This window comes from Streptomyces sp. NPDC014889, assembly GCF_043081205.1.
GTDB lineage: Bacteria > Actinomycetota > Actinomycetes > Streptomycetales > Streptomycetaceae > Streptomyces.
In genome coordinates this window covers 148,930-165,242 of record NZ_JBIBWH010000002.1, presented here as the reverse complement: position 1 = coordinate 165,242, position 16,313 = coordinate 148,930, and the positions used below count along the sequence as shown (strand labels likewise).

Annotated in this window: 16 protein-coding genes and 1 tRNA gene; 5 read left to right on the top strand and 12 right to left on the bottom strand. The window is 72.4% G+C overall.

Annotation, left to right across the window (positions count from 1 at the left end):
* Positions 1–8: 8 nt before the first annotated feature.
* The 4 genes from ACF09J_RS03900 to ACF09J_RS03885 form a co-directional block, all read right to left on the bottom strand.
* Positions 9–482 (bottom strand): copper chaperone PCu(A)C, encoded by a 474-nt coding sequence (locus ACF09J_RS03900; RefSeq protein ID WP_392303771.1) that lies wholly within the window; start codon positions 480–482, stop codon positions 9–11.
* Entirely contained in the window at positions 479–1,129 is a 651-nt protein-coding gene (locus ACF09J_RS03895; protein ID WP_392303770.1) for an SCO family protein, read from the bottom strand. Before ACF09J_RS03895 ends, ACF09J_RS03900 begins: the two co-directional genes overlap by 4 nt.
* 96 nt (positions 1,130–1,225) lie before the next feature.
* Positions 1,226–1,954, bottom strand: a complete 729-nt coding sequence (locus ACF09J_RS03890) for a YcnI family protein (RefSeq protein WP_392303769.1) — start codon at positions 1,952–1,954, stop codon at positions 1,226–1,228.
* A gap of 161 nt (positions 1,955–2,115) precedes the next feature.
* Positions 2,116–2,955, bottom strand: coding sequence for a hypothetical protein (locus ACF09J_RS03885; RefSeq protein ID WP_392303768.1), 840 nt, complete (start codon positions 2,953–2,955; stop codon positions 2,116–2,118).
* 223 nt (positions 2,956–3,178) lie between these two features.
* Here ACF09J_RS03885 and ACF09J_RS03880 point away from each other — a divergent pair, with 223 nt between their 5' ends.
* Entirely contained in the window at positions 3,179–3,625 is a 447-nt protein-coding gene (locus ACF09J_RS03880) for an ATP-binding protein (RefSeq protein WP_392303767.1), read from the top strand.
* A 70-nt stretch (positions 3,626–3,695) separates the two neighbouring features.
* Here the strand turns inward: ACF09J_RS03880 and ACF09J_RS03875 are convergent, their stop codons facing one another.
* The 3 genes from ACF09J_RS03875 to ACF09J_RS03865 form a co-directional block, all read right to left on the bottom strand.
* Positions 3,696–5,060: a PLP-dependent aminotransferase family protein gene (locus tag ACF09J_RS03875; RefSeq protein ID WP_392303766.1), complete on the bottom strand. Its 1,365-nt coding sequence runs from the start codon at positions 5,058–5,060 to the stop codon at positions 3,696–3,698.
* A gap of 91 nt (positions 5,061–5,151) precedes the next feature.
* On the bottom strand, positions 5,152–6,648 hold the full coding sequence (locus ACF09J_RS03870; protein ID WP_392303765.1) for an aminopeptidase P family protein: 1,497 nt from the start codon (positions 6,646–6,648) through the stop codon (positions 5,152–5,154).
* Positions 6,649–6,701: 53 nt separating this feature from the next.
* Positions 6,702–8,237, bottom strand: coding sequence for a PP2C family protein-serine/threonine phosphatase (locus tag ACF09J_RS03865; protein ID WP_392303764.1), 1,536 nt, complete (start codon positions 8,235–8,237; stop codon positions 6,702–6,704).
* Positions 8,238–8,739: 502 nt separating this feature from the next.
* On the opposite strand from ACF09J_RS03865, the gene ACF09J_RS03860 reads away from it, so the two are divergent.
* Positions 8,740–9,405: a bifunctional DNA primase/polymerase gene (locus tag ACF09J_RS03860; protein WP_392303763.1), complete on the top strand. Its 666-nt coding sequence runs from the start codon at positions 8,740–8,742 to the stop codon at positions 9,403–9,405.
* A gap of 55 nt (positions 9,406–9,460) precedes the next feature.
* Positions 9,461–10,060, top strand: a complete 600-nt coding sequence (locus ACF09J_RS03855) for a hypothetical protein (RefSeq protein ID WP_392303762.1) — start codon at positions 9,461–9,463, stop codon at positions 10,058–10,060.
* Positions 10,061–10,365: 305 nt separating this feature from the next.
* On the opposite strand, the gene ACF09J_RS03850 is transcribed toward ACF09J_RS03855, so the two are convergent.
* From ACF09J_RS03850 to ACF09J_RS03840, 3 genes are all read right to left on the bottom strand, one after another.
* Complete coding sequence (locus ACF09J_RS03850; protein ID WP_392303761.1) at positions 10,366–11,331, bottom strand: DUF5926 family protein; 966 nt, start codon at positions 11,329–11,331, stop codon at positions 10,366–10,368.
* A 239-nt stretch (positions 11,332–11,570) separates the two neighbouring features.
* Positions 11,571–12,212: an ATP-binding protein gene (locus tag ACF09J_RS03845; protein ID WP_392303760.1), complete on the bottom strand. Its 642-nt coding sequence runs from the start codon at positions 12,210–12,212 to the stop codon at positions 11,571–11,573.
* A gap of 69 nt (positions 12,213–12,281) precedes the next feature.
* Positions 12,282–13,109 carry a glycerophosphodiester phosphodiesterase gene (locus tag ACF09J_RS03840; RefSeq protein ID WP_392303759.1) on the bottom strand — a complete coding sequence of 276 codons (828 nt, stop codon included), beginning with the start codon at positions 13,107–13,109 and terminating at the stop codon, positions 12,282–12,284.
* Between the two features lie 260 nt (positions 13,110–13,369).
* On the opposite strand from ACF09J_RS03840, the gene ACF09J_RS03835 reads away from it, so the two are divergent.
* Together ACF09J_RS03835 and ACF09J_RS03830 are read left to right on the top strand one after the other, a co-directional pair.
* Complete coding sequence (locus tag ACF09J_RS03835) at positions 13,370–14,803, top strand: S1C family serine protease (protein WP_392303758.1); 1,434 nt, start codon at positions 13,370–13,372, stop codon at positions 14,801–14,803.
* Positions 14,804–14,865: 62 nt separating this feature from the next.
* Positions 14,866–14,952, top strand: a tRNA-Ser gene (locus ACF09J_RS03830).
* Positions 14,953–15,104: 152 nt separating this feature from the next.
* On the opposite strand, the gene ACF09J_RS03825 is transcribed toward ACF09J_RS03830, so the two are convergent.
* The gene (locus ACF09J_RS03825) at positions 15,105–15,452 is read right to left on the bottom strand and encodes a hypothetical protein (protein WP_392303757.1); all 348 of its coding nucleotides are present in this window, start codon (positions 15,450–15,452) and stop codon (positions 15,105–15,107) included.
* 37 nt (positions 15,453–15,489) lie between these two features.
* Entirely contained in the window at positions 15,490–16,245 is a 756-nt protein-coding gene (locus ACF09J_RS03820; RefSeq protein ID WP_392303756.1) for a GntR family transcriptional regulator, read from the bottom strand.
* Positions 16,246–16,313: the final 68 nt, after the last annotated feature.

The following is a 16,313-nucleotide window of genomic DNA, read 5'->3' as shown; positions in this document are numbered from 1 at the left end:
TCCCTCCCTCAGTGTCCGGTCGCGGGGTTGTACGTGGCCGACTTCACCGGCATCTCGACCTTGACGGTGCCGGATTCGGCGAAGTGCAGTTCGACGGGGACCGTCCGGCCCTGCCGGGGAGCACTCTTGAGCTGGTCGAACATCAGGTGGTTGCCGCCGCTCCTGAACACGAGCCGGCCGTGGGCGGGGACGGTCAGGGGGCCGGCTTCCTTCATGACCCCGCCGCTCGTCCGGTGCACGGTGACGTCCTCGGCCTCGGTGCTGGTGACCGAGGTGAGTTCGTCCTTGGCGTCGCCCTTGTTCTCGACGGTCAGGAAGCCGGCCGCCATCGTGGCCGAGACCGGCTGGGGCATGTAGGCGGAGTGGACGGACAGCTCGGGCTTCGCGTCGCCGGTGCCCGAGGACGAGCCGCAGCCGGTCAGCAGGCCGGTGCCGGTCAGGGCCGCGGCCATGACCGCGGCCGCCGCTGTCGGCCGCCTCACGGGTTCTCTCCCTTGACGATCCGGGGGAGATCCTTGGTGTAGTCGTCGGCGGTGGCGTCCTCGCCGTAGAGGACGTACCCGGCGTCGGTCTTCGGTGAGAACGCGATCACCTGGGTGCCGTGCATCGACACGAGCTTGCCGTTCTTGTCCTTCGTAGTCGGCTCGATGGAGATGCCCAGGGTGCGCGCACCGGCCTGGATGGTGGAGAAGTCGCCGGTCAGTCCTATGAACTGCGGGTCGATCATCTTGAGCCACTTGCCGAGTTCGGCCGGGGTGTCGCGGTCCGGATCGGTGGTGACGAACACCACGCGCAGGTCGTCCTGCTGGGCCTTGGGCAGCGCCTTCATGGCGAACGCGATGTTGCTCATGGTCAGCGGGCAGGCGTCGGGGCAGTGGGTGTAGCCGAAGTAGACGAGCGTCGGGTGGCCGGCGGTCTCCTTGCGGAGGTCGTACTTCTTTCCCCGGGTGTCGGTGAGGACCAGGTCCGGCTTCTCGAACGGCTGGTCGAGGACCGTCGCGGCCCTCTGCGAGCTGTCCTCGGAGACGACGGCGACGGGCTTTCTGCCGTCGTCTCCGCTGTCGCAGGCGGAGAGGGTCATGGTGGCCGCGGCGAGCAGCGCGGCCGCGACGAAGGTCTTGTTGCGCATAGAGAAATGTCCCAGATGTGATGACTCCGGCGCGCACCGGGGGCCGTACGCGGAAGTCGGACGACCCCCGGAGCGCGTGACGGAACGAGCCGCGGATCAGGCGGTGGTGCGCCTGCGGCCGGCGAGCACGCCGTAGGCCACGCCGGCCGCGCCGACGAGGATGCCGACGATGCCGAGAACGCGGGCGGTGGTGTCGCTGCCGCTCTTGGTGGAGTCGGCGGCGGTGGTCTGGGCGGCGGGCTTGGTGTCGGTGGCGTCCTTGGCCGACGCGTCGTGTCCGTCACCGTCCGAGGCCGCGGTCAGCTGAAGAACCGGCGCCGGGGTGTCCGGCTCCTCCTGGCCCTTCTGCGGCACCTCGATCCAGCGCACGACCTCCTTGTTGGAGTACGTCTGGATCGCCTTGAAGACGAGCTGGTCGGCGTCCTCCGGCAGCGTGCCGACGGAGACCGGGAACTTCTGGAAGAAGCCGGGCTCGATGCCCTTGCCGTCGGCGGTCCAGGTGACCTTGGTGACGGCCTCGGAGATCTTCTTGCCGTGCATCTCCAGCGGCTTGTCGAGCTGGGACTTGGTGACGTCGACCTTCCAGCCGGGCACCGGCTGCGGCATCACGGAGGCCAGCGGGTGGTCGGTCGGGAAGTTGACCTCGAGCTTGGTGGTGGAGGCGTTGTCGCGCTCGTTGGGGACCTTGAAGTCGACGACGGCGTAGCCGCCCTTGGCGGCGGCGCCCTCCGGCTGCACGCTGACGTGTGCGAACGCGGGGGCGGACAGGGTGAGGACGGCCGAGCCGGCGACGGCGGCGGTGGCGACGAGTCGGGAAGCCTTCATAGGGGTGCACTCCACTTCGAGTGGGTTCCGGTGTGTGGGGGTGCGCGTGCGGGGCGGGGGACCAGTGGTGTTCCCGCCGGGCGGGCACGCGCGCGCGTACCGCACGACGGCGGCCGCTCCCCCGGCGGAAGCCCGCTCGGTGGGGTGGTGGTCGCGTCGCGTCAGGCAGCGAGGGCGAGTGCGGCGGCGGCCGGCGGGCCGCGGCGGATCACCGTGTGCTGGAGTGCGGTGGTGTGCGGGGTGAGGGGTGCGGAGTCGGCGGTGCGCGGCAGGCGCGGGCCGGTGCCGGTGGCCGTGGGCAGCCCGGCGCACAGGGCGCGCGCCAGGGCGAGCGCACCGCGCAGGGACCGTACGAGCGCGGCCTCGGCGACTCCGTGCGCCGACAGTTCGATCAGCCGCAGCAGGGCCAGGTCGCCACGCCGCAGCACCCAGCCCGTGGCGATGGCCGCCAGGACGTGGACGAGCAGCATCGGCAGGGACGGCAGCAGGGCGGCCACGCCGCTGGGGAAGGGGGAGGCCGCCGGGTGGTGCGGGGCGTTCGGGCCCGCGCCGGCGCCGTTGTAGGCGTGTGCGTCGACGAGTATCCGGTAGGCCTGGGCCGGGCTGATCACGGCGGCGGTGGCCCCGCAGACGTACCGGGCGGCCCGCTGGACGAGTTCGGCGTCGGACAGCGCGGGCGCGGAGCCCGTCGATCCGGCGGAGCCCATGGCCATGGCGCCCATGCCGCTCTGCCCCATGCCGAACAGGGCGTGCAGCACGGTCTGGCCGACCACCAGCAGCGCCGCGATCCCGGGCAGGGAACGCGCGCGCCCGGCGAGCGGTGCGACCACGACCAGCGCCCCCAGGAACCCGGCGCCGAGCGTCCACAGCGGCACCGTGGCGCAGGAGGCCAGCGTGTGCCCGGCCGCGGCCAGCACGACGCAGACCGCGGCGAACACCGCGGCCCGCAGGATCCTGAGACCGCGTCCGGCGGGTGCCGTGCGCGGGTGGAGGGCAGACATGGCGGCCTCATCATCCCACTGCACCCGGGTCCGCCGTATGGCAGGTCCACAAGATGCGGTAGATCCGGAACGTCATGGTCTGATGACGTCGGCCCGCACATACACCGATTCACCGTCCCGTCGCGTCCGCCGATTGTGCGGTGTCGAGTCAACGCCGTGCTTATGGGCGGGCACTCGGGGCAATACGTAACGGTATGTCGAGCCGCGGCCGGGAGGCTGGAGCATGAGCATCTGGTGGTCACTCCATCTGCGGCGTGACGCCGCGAGCGTGCCGCTCGCCCGGCGGCTGCTGGTCGGCACGATGGAGACCGCGGGCGTCGACCCCGAGATCTCCTACGACCTGTCCGTGGCCCTCAGCGAGGCCTGCGCGAACGCGGTGGAGCACGGCGGGGACACCGGGTCCTCCGACGCGTTCCGGGTCACCGCCTTCCTCGACGGGGAGAAGTGCCGCATCGAGGTGGCCGACACGGGCCCCGGCTTTCCGCCGGCGGGCCGCCGGCGTCCGGTCCGCGCCGCGCGCGCCGAGGCGGAGCACGGCCGCGGCCTGTACCTCATCCAGGAGCTCGCCGACCATGTCCACATCCGCAACAGGCCGGGCCGGGGCGGCGCGGTGGTGATCTTCGACAAGATCCTCAAGTGGCGTGAGGACGCCCCGCTGGTGGCGGTGTAGCGCAGCGAAGGAGGCCGGCCGGACCATTCGGCGTGTCCCGGGTCCGACGTGTCCCGGGTCCGGCGCGGCCTCAGGAGTCCGCCAGGAGCTTCGCCAGGGCTTCGAGGGCCTCGGGGTAGACCCGTTCCCGCGGAGTGCCGTAGCCGACGACCACGCCCTGGGCGCGGTCCCCGCCCGGGGTGTGCCAGTGCTCGGCCAGGCTGCCGAGGGCCAGGCCCTCCGCCTCCGCGCGGGCCAGCGTCTCCGCCTCGTCGGCGACCTCCACCAGGGCGTGCAGGCCGGCCGCGATGCCGCGCACCCGGCGGGGGCCCAGCCGGCCCAGGAGCTGGTCCCGGCGGCGCCGGTAGCGAAGACGGCACGCGCGTATGTGCCGGTCGTAGGCGTGGCTGTCGATCAGTTCGGCGAGCGCCAACTGGCCGATGGTCTCGGTGTGGTGGTCGCTGTGCAGTTTGGCCTCGGCCACCGCGTCGACCAGGTGCGGCGGCAGCACCATCCAGCCCAGTCGCAGGGCGGGCCCCAGGGTCTTGGACGCGGTGCCCAGATAGGCGACCTGACCGGGTGCCATGCCCTGGAGCGCGCCCACCGGCTGGCGGTCGTAGCGGAACTCGCCGTCGTAGTCGTCCTCGACGATCAGCCCGCCACGCGCGTGTGCCCAGTCGGTCAGTGCCCGCCGCCGCTCCGGGTGCAGGGTCGCGCCGGTCGGGTACTGGTGGGCGGGGGTGACGACGACGGCCCTCTGCTCGCCCAGGTCCCGTGTGCACACTCCCCGTTCGTCGACCCGGACCGGGACCACGCTGCCGCCGGCCCGCCGCACGACCTCCCGGTGGAAGGGCAGTCCGGGGTCCTCCATGGCGACCTCGGCGCCGTCCAGGACGCGGGTGAGGAGCGCCAGCCCCTGCACGTACCCGGAGGTGATGACGATCCGTTCGGGCGGAGCGATCACGCCGCGCGCCCTGCCCAGGTAGCCCGACAGCGCCGTGCGCAGCTCGATCCGGCCGCGCGGGTCGCCGTAGTCGTACGTCAGTGAGGGCGCCGTCGCGATGGCGCGGCGCAGGGCGCGCAGCCAGGCCGCCGCCGGAAACGTGCCGACGTCGGGGCTGCCCGGCCGCAGGTCGAATCGGGGAGCACGCGCGCGTGCCGCGGCTCCCGGCTCCTGCGTGTCGACGGCCGGCAGGTCGGCGACCCGGGTGCCCGATCCCTGCCGCGCCGTCAGATAGCCCTCGGCGACCAGTTGGTCGTACGCCGCCTTGGCGGTGCCCCGCGAGATGCCGAGTTCGGCGGCCAGCCGGCGGGTCGCCGGGAGCCGTGTGCCGGGTGCCAGCCGTCCGTCCCGCACGGCGTCGCGGAGCGCCTTCTCCAGCCCCGCCCGGCGGCCCGCCGTCGCGTCCGGTTCCAGATGCAGGTCCAACCCGGCGCCGGACCAGGAGTCGTCCACGAGAACCCTCCCCCCAGGTACGTGAATTCACCGGGCACGGCCCGGCGCGGGAAGGCCGGGCACCCCGCGGGTACCCGGCCTTCCCTCCGTGTCAGCCCTTCAGCGACGCCATCCAGGCCTCGACCTCGTCGGAGCGGCGCGGCAGGCCCGCGGAGAGATTGCGGTTGCCGTCCTCGGTGACCAGGATGTCGTCCTCGATGCGGACGCCGATGCCGCGGTACTCCTCCGGGACGGTCAGGTCGTCGGCCTGGAAGTACAGGCCCGGCTCGACGGTGAGGACCATTCCCGGCTCCAGCGTGCCCTCGACGTACGTCTCGGTGCGGGCGGCGGCGCAGTCGTGGACGTCCATGCCGAGCATGTGGCCGGTGCCGTGCAGCGTCCAGCGGCGCTGCAGACCGAGTTCCAGGACCCGCTCGACCGGGCCCTCGACCAGGCCCCACTCGACGAGCTTCTCCGCGAGCACGCGCTGGGCGGCGTCGTGGAAGTCGCGGTACTTGGCGCCCGGCTTCACCGCCGCGATGCCGGCCTCCTGGGACTCGTACACCGCGTCGTAGATCTTCTTCTGGATCTCGTCGTACGTGCCGTTGATCGGCAGCGTGCGCGTGACGTCGGCGGTGTAGAGGGTGTGCGTCTCCACGCCCGCGTCCAGCAGGAGCAGGTCGCCGGAGCGGACGGGGCCGTCGTTGCGTACCCAGTGCAGCGTGCAGGCGTGCGGGCCGGCCGCGCAGATGGAGCCGTAGCCGATGTCGTTGCCCTCGACGCGGGCGCGGAGGAAGAACGTTCCCTCGATGTAGCGCTCGCTGGTCGCCTCGGCCTTGTCGAGGACCTTCACCACGTCCTCGAAGCCGCGCACGGTGGAGTCGACGGCCTTCTGCAGCTCGCCGATCTCGAACTCGTCCTTGACCAGGCGGGCCTCGGAGAGGAAGACGCGCAGTTCCTCGTCGCGCTCGGCGGTGACCTTGTCGGTCAGGGCGTCCTCGACACCGGCGTCGTAGCCGCGCACGACGCGGACCGGGCCGGTGGCCTCGCGCAGCTTGTCCGCCAGTTCGCGCACGTCGGAGGTCGGGATGCCGTACAGGGTCGCGGCCTCGGACAGGGAGTGGCGGCGGCCGACCCACAGCTCGCCCTGGCCGGAGAGCCAGAACTCGCCGTTCTCACGGTCGGAGCGCGGCAGGAGGTAGAGCGTCCCCCGGTGACCGTCCGCGGTGGGCTCCAGGACCAGGACGCCGTCCTCGGTCTGGTTGCCGGTGAGGTAGGCGTACTCGACCGAGGAACGGAAGGAGTACTCCGTGTCGTTCGAGCGGGTCTTCAGGTTGCCCGCGGGAATGACCAGGCGCTCGCCGGGGAAGCGTGCGGACAGCGCGGCGCGGCGGCGGGCGGTGTGCTCCGCCTGGGCGACCGGTTCGAGGCCGTGCAGCTCGGTGTCGGCCCAGCCGGACTTCATGTTCTCGGCGAGCTCGTCGGACACGCCCGGGTACAGGCCGTTCTTCCGCTGCTTGATCGGTTCTTCTTCGGCGGTCTCCGGGGTCTCCGGCAGCTTCTGCGCCACGGTCTTCCTCCTCGATACAGCCACTGGGCCGTCCCCCATCGTACGGTCGTGCGGAAGGGGGCCAGAGGCGGAAGCGCCTGTTACCGGGCGGCCTACTCGAAGCGCGCCGCCAGCAGCGCCACGTCCTCCGTGCCGTCGGTCATGTCCAGGCCGTTCGGCAGGACCGTGTGCAGCACGTGGTCGGCGACGGCCGCCGGGTCGTGGCGCAGCGCGCGCGGGACGCCGGCCGCTGCCGTGTGCAGCCGGGCGAAGGCGCGGTCGACGGGGTCGCCGGTGCGGTGCAGCAGCCCGTCGGTGTACAGCAGCACCGTCTCGCCCTCGGACACCCGGAACTCCACGCTCGGTGCCTCCCAGCAGGCGAGCATGCCCAGCGGAGCGGACACCGACGTCTCCACGAACTCCGTGCGCCGTTCGCCGAGCACCAGCGGCGGGCAGTGCCCGGCGCCCGCCATCGTGACGCGGCGCAGGGCGGGCTCGCAGTAGGCGAACAGGGCCGTGGCGGAGCGGGCGGGCTCGGTCAGCCGCAGGAGCAGTTCGAGGTCGGACAGGACGGCGACGGGATCCTCGCCCTCCATCACCGCGTACGCCCGCAGGGAGGCCCGCAACCGGCCCATCGCGGCGATCGCGCCCGGCCCTGCGCCGGTGACCGAGCCGACCGCGAGGCCGAGCGCGGCGTCGGGCAGCGGCAGCGCGTCGTACCAGTCGCCGCCGCCGCGCGGCCCGGTGCGGTGCCGGGAGGCGAGCTGGACACCGGGGACGCGGGGCAGCCGGGAGGGCAGCAGCTCCTCGTAGACCGTCGCCATGCACGCGCGCGTGCGCTCGGTGTCGAGCAGGCGCGCCAGGTGCTCGGTGGCGAAGCGGAGGTAGAGGCCGACGAGGTGGCGCCGGCGCTCGTCCGGTTCGGCGGGCTCGTCGTAGAACCAGACGGCGGCACCGAGGCGTCCGGCGGCCTCGGTGGACAGGGGCAGCGCGTAGCTGGCGGCGTAACCGAGGCGGCCGGCCACCTCGCGGTGGCGCGGATCGAGGCCGGCCTCGGCGAACAGGTCGGGGCGCACGTCCTCGCCGTCGCCGCCGGGCAGTCCGGCCGCGGTGTCCAGAAGCGTCCCGTACGGCATGGCGCTGCGCGGCACGGTCTCGATGTGGCCGAGATCGGCCCGTGCCAGGCCGAGGCCGATGGTGGTGTCGGGGCCGAGTCCGTCGTCCGGTTCCAGTACGGCGAGGCCGCGGCGGGCGCCGACGAGGGCGGCTCCGGCGCGCAGCAGTTCCTTCAGGGCGGCGTCGAGTCCGTTCGTACGGGCCAGCCGTTCGGTGAGCTCGTTCAGGGTGGTGAGGTCGGAGACCCAGCCGGCGAGCCGGTCCTGGAGGAGGGCGCCCGGTGCGCGGGGGGCGTGCGGGCCGGACGGACCGCTCGGGGAGGGGTCCGGGGCGGCGGGTGAGGGCGCGACAGTGTGTGCGGGTGCCGGGACCGTCGAATCGATTCCAGCCACTTTCGGAGGGTGGGGGGCGTTCATGGCGCCCGGCCTTCCGACCGGTGCGTATTGCTGAAAAGCATCGCAAACCCCCATGTCATTCTGCGCCGCCAGCAGTGTCTCCACATGTACACGCACTCGTGAGGGGATGTCCAGCATTGTCCTGCCGGGATTCCTGGTGTCAGAGGGCTTCTCGGGGTCTTCTTCCCGAGCTCTTGCTAAAAAGGGAAGTTGGCTTGAAACTGCCTCGGGTGACGGCCTGTTGCGGTCGACTGGGTCCGCTCGACAGAGCGTCACAGCGGTCGTGATGGGTACGTACTCGGAGAAGGCCAGGGGTGGTTGGGGGCCACCCGGAACCTGGCGACGGACCCGGGCGTCTTAACCACCGACGACCGTGCCCCATCCTTGCGCGACGGCGGCGGAGAGCAGAAGACAAGACGGCGTAACGCCATGCTCCGCCACCCCGCGCCACGCCCATGCTTCTGGTAGACGCAGTATGGACGGGGCTGCCGTGGAAGCAGCCGATGCTCGGCCCATAGGGGTTCCCCGTGCCTGAAGGCAGGGGTGTGATGCGCCAACAGGTACGCACAGTCAGTGATCGACACATGGTGTGAGTGGTCCACGGTGTTGCCAGCGGTGCAACGGAAAGGAACGAGCGCTCATGCGCGAGATCCCCGGAAGGCGACGCGGGCTCCTGTCCCAGCGCAGCGACGAGAGGCCTGAGCCGATCAGCGCGGCCCTGACCTTCGCGACCCGGTGGCAGTGGCCCGTGCTGCCGGGCGTGGCACCGGACACGCGGCGCAGCGGCCGCTGCGGCTGCCCCGACCCGGAGTGCACGGTGCCCGGCGCGCACCCCTTCGAACCCGGCCTCCTGGCCGCCACCACCGACGCCCGCATGGTGCGCTGGTGGTGGACCAACCGGCCCACCGCGCCGATCGTCCTGGCCACCGGGGGCAAGGCCCCCTGCGCGGTGAGCCTGCCGGCCCTCCCGGCCGCCCGTGCCCTCACCGCGCTCGACCGCGTCGGCATGCGCCTCGGGCCGGTCGTCGCCTCGCCCAAGCGCTGGGCGATCCTCGTCAAGCCCTACTCCATGGAGCAGTTGGGCGAGCTGCTCTACGCCAAGGACTTCGTCCCCGGCTCGCTCCGCTTCCACAGCGAGGGCGGCTACCTCGCCCTGCCCCCTTCCGAGACCGGGACCGGCCCGATCCGCTGGGAGCGCGCCCCGCTGCCCGGCTCCGCCTCGCCCTGGGTGCCCGACGTGGAGGCCGTGGTCGACGCGGTGGTGGAGGCCCTCACTCGTACGGGTGTGAGCGCCCCCGAGTTGTAGGGGTGTCGCGGCCGCGGCGGGCGAAGCGCCCGTTCCGGGTCGTTATCGTCCCCTCATGCTGTGTCCCCCCGCCGGACCCGGAAGCCGAGTGCCGGGCGGCGGCCCCGATCCCCGGCGCGTCCGCCTGCTCGCCCTCCTGGGCGTCGTCGGCTGCGCCCTCGTACTGCCGCTGGCCGGCGCGTCCGCCGGCCAGGTGGGCGAACGGAGCGGCGGGGACGCCCGGTCCGCGGTGCGCGTCCTGCCGGGCGACGACAAGATGCCATCCGCCGCGCCCGCCCGTTCCCCGCGGGTGCTCGGCCTGGGGCTCGCCACCGCCGCGCGCTGCGGCCCCGAGGTCACCTCGCCCGGCGGAGTCGAGGCGCAGACCTGTGTGCTGACCCAGGGCGGGGACACCTGGGCGCGCACCTACTACCGCAACGCGCCCGGACGGCCCCTGGACGCCGGCCTGACCCTCATGGGTCCGGGCGGGCGCACCGTGCGGACGCACTGCGCGCCGGCCGGGGGCGAGGAGCCGGAGACCTGTGAGACGCCGCGGGAGCGCAGCCGGGGCGCGGCGGCGGCGTACAGCGCCGTCGCGGAGTTCGCCGAGCGCGGCGGGCGGGCCGCGCTGCTGCTGCGGTCGGGGAGCAACTCGCCGATGACGACGGGCGGTTGACACGCGACTGCGCTCGGTGAGTGACGGCGGACACGCAAGCGCCCGGTTGCTGGCGACGGGGGATGCACCAGCAACCGGGCTACTGGAACGGTAACAAGAGATCGGCAGTTCGCAAATTCGATCCCGGCTTTCCAGTCACCGGGCGTACGGCCTTTCCGGTCACCGACTCGTCCGCGCCGTCGGCTCGTTGTGACGGGGGTCACCCGCTCCGCGGGAGCCGGGCGGCCGATCGGACGGCGACCGGACGACTGGCCGGCTCACGCGGAGCGGGCGGCCGATCGAGGACCGGCCGCCCGGTCGTCGTCTCAGCTCAGAGTGACCTGCCGGTTGGTCAGACCGCCGCGGGCCCGGCGCTCGTCCCCGGTGAGCGGCGCCTCGCTGGCCAGCGCGGAGGCCAGTTGCTCGGCGAACTCGGCGGCCGGCTTCTCCACGTCCTGGGCGCCCATCCCGCTCGGCAGGTCCCACACGGGCACGGTCAGGCCGTGCGCCCGGAAGGAGCCCACGAGACGGGTGCTCTCACCGAGGTTCGAACGGCCCGCCGCGTGCAGCCGCGCGAGGGCGTCCAGAAGCTGCTCCTCCGGGTGCGGCATGACCCAGCGCAGGTGGTTCTTCTCCGGCGTCCGGCACCAGTACGCCGCCTCGACGCCCTCCAGGCGCACGGTCGGAATGGCCGCCGCGTTGGCCCGCTCCAGGGAGGCGGTGACCTCCGGCGTCGCGTTCTCCGCGTCCGGCACCCAGAACTCGAAGCCCTCGTGCACCACCGGCTCGAAGGGCGCCTTCAGGTCGAGCAGGTCCTGCAGTCGCGGGCCGTCGGCCGGCGCGCGGCGGCCCTGCACCGGGGTGCCGGGCTTGGCCTCCAGGGCGCGCAGCAGAGTGTCGGCGAGGTCGCGGCTGATGTCGCCGGACGCCGTGTCGTTCTGCAGGCCGAGCAGCACCGAACCGTCGTCGCGGCGCAGCGCGGGCCAGGCCATCGGCAGGACCGTGGCGAGGGTGACGGCCGGGACGCCGTCGGGCAGGCCGTCGCGCAGGGCCAGCCCGGCCGTGGCGGCGGGGACCAGCTCGCGCAGCGCCACCCAGTCGCACTCGCCGGGCAGTCCCTCGAAGGGGCGCTGCACCAGCTCGGTCACCGCGTGTGCGGCGGCCCGCCCGTGGCATGCCTTGTACCGCCGGCCGCTGCCGCACGGGCAGGGCTCGCGCGCACCGACGACCGGGATCTCTCCATCCGTGAGCTGCGGGCGCTTGGCCTTCGTCTGGGGTCGCTTCTTGGCCATCTGGGTGTCTCCCGGTTACGGCTCGTCTCGTACGGGCGCGAGCCTAGCCGTTCACGCCGTCAACGACGGGACCCTGTGGACGCGCCGGGAAATGTGGACAACCGGGCGGCCCCGCGGGCGGGCGTCCGAGGCGGAGCACGCCGACCGACCCGAGGTCTCCCTCCGGCCGGCCCCGCGGGCACGCGCCCACGGCGCCTCCGGCCCGGGCGGTGCCCGGGCGCGGCGTACGCGTGCGTGTGTCAGTCCAGGTCGCCGAAGGCGTCCGTGAAGCCCAGGTCGGGCACCGCCGTCACCACCGCCGGCGCGGTGATCCGGGAGGCGAAGTCGTCGCGACGGTGGCCGGCGTCCGGGTCGTGCACGTCGTCGTGGACGACCACCCATACGGTGACCTCGCCGCCGACGCCGTCCCGTACCCCCCAGTCGTCGCAGAGCGCGCTGATGATGTTCAGCCCGCGGCCGCCGTGCGCGGTGACCGAGGGGGTGGCCGGGGACGGGCGGGTCGGGCCGCCGCCGTCGGTCACCTCGATGATCAGCCTGCCGCCCGCGTCCACCCGCCACGCGGCCCGGACGTCGCCGTCGCCGGCCAGGGCGCCGCGCAGCGGCCGGCCGTGCTTGCAGGCATTGCTCAAGAGTTCGGAAAGGATCAGTACGGCGTCGTCGATGACCGATTCCGCCACGCCACCGCCGCGCAGTTGATCACGCATCCGGTGTCTTGCTTCCCCCACGCCCGCAGGGCCATGGGGTACGGCCATGCTCGACGACGTGGGCACCTCCTGTGCCACCACAAACGCCACCCCCGAGACCTCCTTCGCCCCACGCCACGGAGTGGATGCCCCACCGGCCTGTACCGGAAACCGGCCGAATCGCGTCCGGCGACGCATTTGGAACGATCGGTCACTCACCGAACGCGCCGGAGCACTCCCTGTCATCATGGCTGGATCCGAGGCAGGTCAGCGGCCGAGCCGGTGCAGGACCGCGCGCGGGCGGTTGGTGATGATGGCGTCCACCCCGAGGCCCACGCAGAGGTCGACGTCCTCGGGCTCGTTCACCGTCCACACGTGCACCTGGTGTCCCGCCTGCTTGAGCCGCTCCACGTACGCCGGCTGGTTGCGCACGATCCGGATCGAGGGGCCCGCGATCCGGATCCCCGCCGGCAGCCGGCCGTCCCGCAGCCTCGGTGTGACGAACTGCACCAGGTAGACCGTCGGCAGTGCCGGCGAGGCCGCCCGCACCCGGTGCAGCGACCGCGCCGAGAAGCTCATCACACGGACCGGCGACCTCGCCGCCGAGGCGGGGGCGTCCAGTCCGAACCGCTTCAGGAGCGTCAGCAGCCGCTCCTCGACCTGCCCCGCCCAGCGCGTGGGGTGCTTGGTCTCGATGGCCAGCTCCACCGGGCGCCCGGCGTCGGCGACGAGTTCGAGCAGCCGCTCCAGGGTGAGGACGGAGGTGTCCTCGGGGTCCTCGGGCCGTACCTCCCAGTCCGGCTCCTCGGCCCGGCCGCGCCAGGACGCGCGCGTGCGCCACGACCCGAAGTCCAGCGCGGCGAGGTCGGCGAGCTCCAGGGCGGACACCGCACCGCGGCCGTTGGACGTACGGTTGACGCGGCGGTCGTGCACGCAGACGAGATGACCGTCCGCGGTCAGGCGCACATCGCACTCGAGGGCGTCCGCGCCGTCCTCGATGGCCTTCCGGTAGGCGGCCAGCGTGTGCTCCGGGGCGGCTTCGGAGGCTCCGCGGTGGGCGACGACCTGGATGTGGTGCTGCCGTGCGTGGGTCACCGAGTCATGGTGCCACCGCGGCGGAATGGGAGGGACGGCGGAGAGCCGTCGATAATGTGTCCGTTTCATGTGAGATGACCTATATAAAGAATGCACCCGGACCCACAGCATCGGCTTATGGTGCTCTGACGGCCCGTGGGAAAAGCTGACTACGTACATCTGCAGCACATGCACAGCTGAGCGCGCCGGGTCGCCGGCGGGCATGACGAGCGTGACCGAGTGCGACCGACAACAACAGCCGTGGACCAAGGAGAAGAGCTGTGAGCACCGAGAACGAGGGCAACACGGTACCGCCGGCGCCGTCCGCACCTCCCGTGCCGGTGGAGACTCCCGCTGCTTCCCCGCACCCGGCCGCCCCCCAGGGCGGCCCTGCCGCACCCCCGCCCCCGGACGTGCCCCCGTACGTCCCGGGAGCCCAGGGCGGCCCCGCACCGCAGGGTCCCGGCGCGCCCGTCGACGGCTCCTGGCCGCCCCCGTCGCCCGCCACGCCCGCCTACATGGACGGCGGGGACGGCGGCGCCGGAGGCTCCGGCTGGGGCGCGGCGTACCAGCAGCAGCCCGCGCCCAAGCCCGGCAGCCGGCGCGGCGGCCTGGTCGCCGCGGTCCTGGTGGCCGCGCTGGTCGCCGGCGGCCTGGGCGGCGGCCTCGGTTACACCCTGGCCAGGAACGACGACAGCGGCTCCACCACGGTCTCCGCCTCCGACACCGGTGCCTCGCAGGTCAAGCGCGACCCGAACTCGATCGCGGGCGTGGCCGCCAAGTCCCTGCCGAGCACGGTCACCATCGAGGCCGAGGGGAGCGGCGGCCGGGGCGGCACCGGCACCGGCTTCGTCTTCGACACCCAGGGCCACATCGTCACCAACAACCACGTGGTGGCCGACGCCGTCGACGGCGGCAAGCTCAGCGCCACCTTCCCCGACGGCAGGAAGTACGACGCCGAGGTCGTGGGCCACGCCCAGGGCTACGACGTCGCGGTCATCCGGCTCAAGAACGCCCCCTCGGACCTCAAGCCGCTCGCCCTCGGCGACTCCGACAAGGTGGCCGTCGGCGACGAGACGATCGCCATCGGCGCGCCCTTCGGCCTCTCGAACACGGTGACGACCGGCATCATCAGCGCGAAGAACCGTCCCGTCGCCTCCAGCGACGGCGGCTCGGACAGCAAGGCCTCCTACATGAGCGCCCTGCAGACGGACGCCTCCATCAACCCGGGCAACTCCGGCGGCCCGCTCCTCGACGCACGCGGCGCGGTCATCGGCATCAACTCCGCCATCCAGTCCGCGAGCAGCGGCGGTCTCGGCAGCGCCGGCCAGTCCGGCTCGATCGGCCTGGGCTTCGCCATTCCGATCAACCAGGCCAAGTACGTCGCCCAGCAACTCATCAAGACCGGCAAGCCCGTCTACGCCAAGATCGGCGCGTCGGTGTCCCTGGAGGACACGATCAACGGCGCCAAGATCACCGACCAGGGCGTCAGCGGCTCGGCCCCGGTCGAACAGGGCGGCCCCGCCGCCGAGGCCGGCCTCAAGCCCGGCGACGTCATCACCAAGCTCGACAACCGGGTCATCGACTCCGGCCCCACCCTCATCGGCGAGATCTGGACCCACAAGCCCGGCGACAAGGTCACCGTCACCTACAAGCGCGGCGGCAAGGAGCACACGGCGGAGCTCACCCTCGGCTCCCGCATCGGCGACAGCTGATCCCACGCCCGCCTGCCAACCCGTTAGTCTTGTCCCCGCGCCGCCGCACACGAGCGGCGCCGGGTGGGTTGCCCGAGCGGCCTAAGGGAACGGTCTTGAAAACCGTCGTGGCAGCGATGTCACCGTGGGTTCAAATCCCACACCCACCGCACATGTGAACGGCCCCTGACCAGGTCATATGGTTTGGGGCCGTTGTGCTGCACGCTGCCCGCTCGTCACCGTGTTTCCCCGCGGTTTCCCGCTCGATCGGGCACGGAAGGGGCACGCCAGGGGCACGGTGAACAGCGTCGGCGCCTGCACCTCAGTCGCCCGCGAACCACACGTAGCTGCCCGGGGTTGCCACGCACTGTTCCAGTACCGCCGCGAGATCATCCAGTGCCGCGCGTTGTCGCTCGTCCGCACATTGCTTGCTCAGGCCCGGCAACTCGCTAAGGGCTGCTGCGGCTTCCTGCTCGTTCATTACCGTGTCCCCGTAGGGATCGACGGCGGGAAGCCGACCGCGGACGCCGAGATAGTGAAGCGAGCCAAGTGCGTCGGCCAACGCGTCGCCGTGGCCGTAGCACCCTTGCAGGAATGTCCGGCGCGCCTTCTTCCAGTCGCGGGCCGGCCGAGCCGAGTGCAGTTCCACATCAATTCCCACGCCCGCCATGATGCCTGTTGCGGCGAGTCCCGTGTGGGGTGAACGATCAGCGATTGATCGGGATCTCGTAGACGATCTCGCAGTGAGCGGCAGGCACCACGATGTCCGCGGTCTCCACCGGCCGCCCCTGGTCGCTGTAGTACGTCCGCCGGATGTGCGTGACGAGCGCGGCCTTCTGAATGCCGAGTAGCGACGCCTCCTCGGCGGTCGCCTGCCTGGGCTCCGGCTGCTCCACGGTATGGCTGACGGTGATCCCGATGGCGGCCATGCGGTTCACGACGCCTGCCCCGGCGTGGGGGCCTCCCTCGGGGAGGACGACGAGGGTGCCGACGGTGAGGTCGTACGGCTCCCAACTGGTCGACAGCTGTACGGGCCTGCCGTCGGCCAGGAACTCGTACGCGGTCCGGACACACAGGTCGCCCTCGTCGATACCGAGTCGGGCAGCGATTCCCGCCGGGGCCGGCACCTTGGCGTCGGTCCTGCTCTCCCAGTCACCCTGCCTGCCGACGGCCTTCATGTCCGCCCGGAACGGCGAGCCTTCGGGCTGCTCACGCGCCGACGACCGGACCACGCGCACGCGTTGCCGGGGCTCGGCGACGTACGTACCCGACCCGGCGCGGCCCTCCAGCACGCCTTGCGAGATCAGCAGCTCCTGAGCCCTGCGGACCACGTTCTCGCCCACGCCGCACTCCTGGCCGATCTGGGCGCGGGAAGGAAGTCGGTCCCCCGGCTCCCACACGTGCTCCGCGATCCGCCGCCGTAGTTCGTCGGCGATGCGGAGATAGGGCGGCTGCTCAGGCATATGGAAAATCTAGTCCACTAGCCCTAACCTAGTTAACTAGCTTCACTCAAAGTGATCGCCGGTAACGG

What these genes read in the sequence shown, in the direction of transcription:
- ACF09J_RS03895 (WP_392303770.1), bottom strand. Translation starts at nt 1,129, where the DNA reads ATGCGCAACAAGACCTTCGTCGCGGCCGCGCTGCTCGCCGCGGCCACC.
- ACF09J_RS03890 (WP_392303769.1), bottom strand. Translation starts at nt 1,954, where the DNA reads ATGAAGGCTTCCCGACTCGTCGCCACCGCCGCCGTCGCCGGCTCGGCC.
- ACF09J_RS03885 (WP_392303768.1), bottom strand. Translation starts at nt 2,955, where the DNA reads ATGTCTGCCCTCCACCCGCGCACGGCACCCGCCGGACGCGGTCTCAGG.
- ACF09J_RS03880 (WP_392303767.1), top strand. Translation starts at nt 3,179, where the DNA reads ATGAGCATCTGGTGGTCACTCCATCTGCGGCGTGACGCCGCGAGCGTG.
- ACF09J_RS03870 (WP_392303765.1), bottom strand. Translation starts at nt 6,648, where the DNA reads ATGGGGGACGGCCCAGTGGCTGTATCGAGGAGGAAGACCGTGGCGCAG.
- ACF09J_RS03865 (WP_392303764.1), bottom strand. Translation starts at nt 8,237, where the DNA reads ATGCTGGACATCCCCTCACGAGTGCGTGTACATGTGGAGACACTGCTG.
- ACF09J_RS03860 (WP_392303763.1), top strand. Translation starts at nt 8,740, where the DNA reads ATGCGCGAGATCCCCGGAAGGCGACGCGGGCTCCTGTCCCAGCGCAGC.
- ACF09J_RS03855 (WP_392303762.1), top strand. Translation starts at nt 9,461, where the DNA reads ATGCTGTGTCCCCCCGCCGGACCCGGAAGCCGAGTGCCGGGCGGCGGC.
- ACF09J_RS03850 (WP_392303761.1), bottom strand. Translation starts at nt 11,331, where the DNA reads ATGGCCAAGAAGCGACCCCAGACGAAGGCCAAGCGCCCGCAGCTCACG.
- ACF09J_RS03845 (WP_392303760.1), bottom strand. Translation starts at nt 12,212, where the DNA reads ATGCGTCGCCGGACGCGATTCGGCCGGTTTCCGGTACAGGCCGGTGGG.
- ACF09J_RS03825 (WP_392303757.1), bottom strand. Translation starts at nt 15,452, where the DNA reads ATGGCGGGCGTGGGAATTGATGTGGAACTGCACTCGGCTCGGCCGGCC.
- ACF09J_RS03820 (WP_392303756.1), bottom strand. Translation starts at nt 16,245, where the DNA reads ATGCCTGAGCAGCCGCCCTATCTCCGCATCGCCGACGAACTACGGCGG.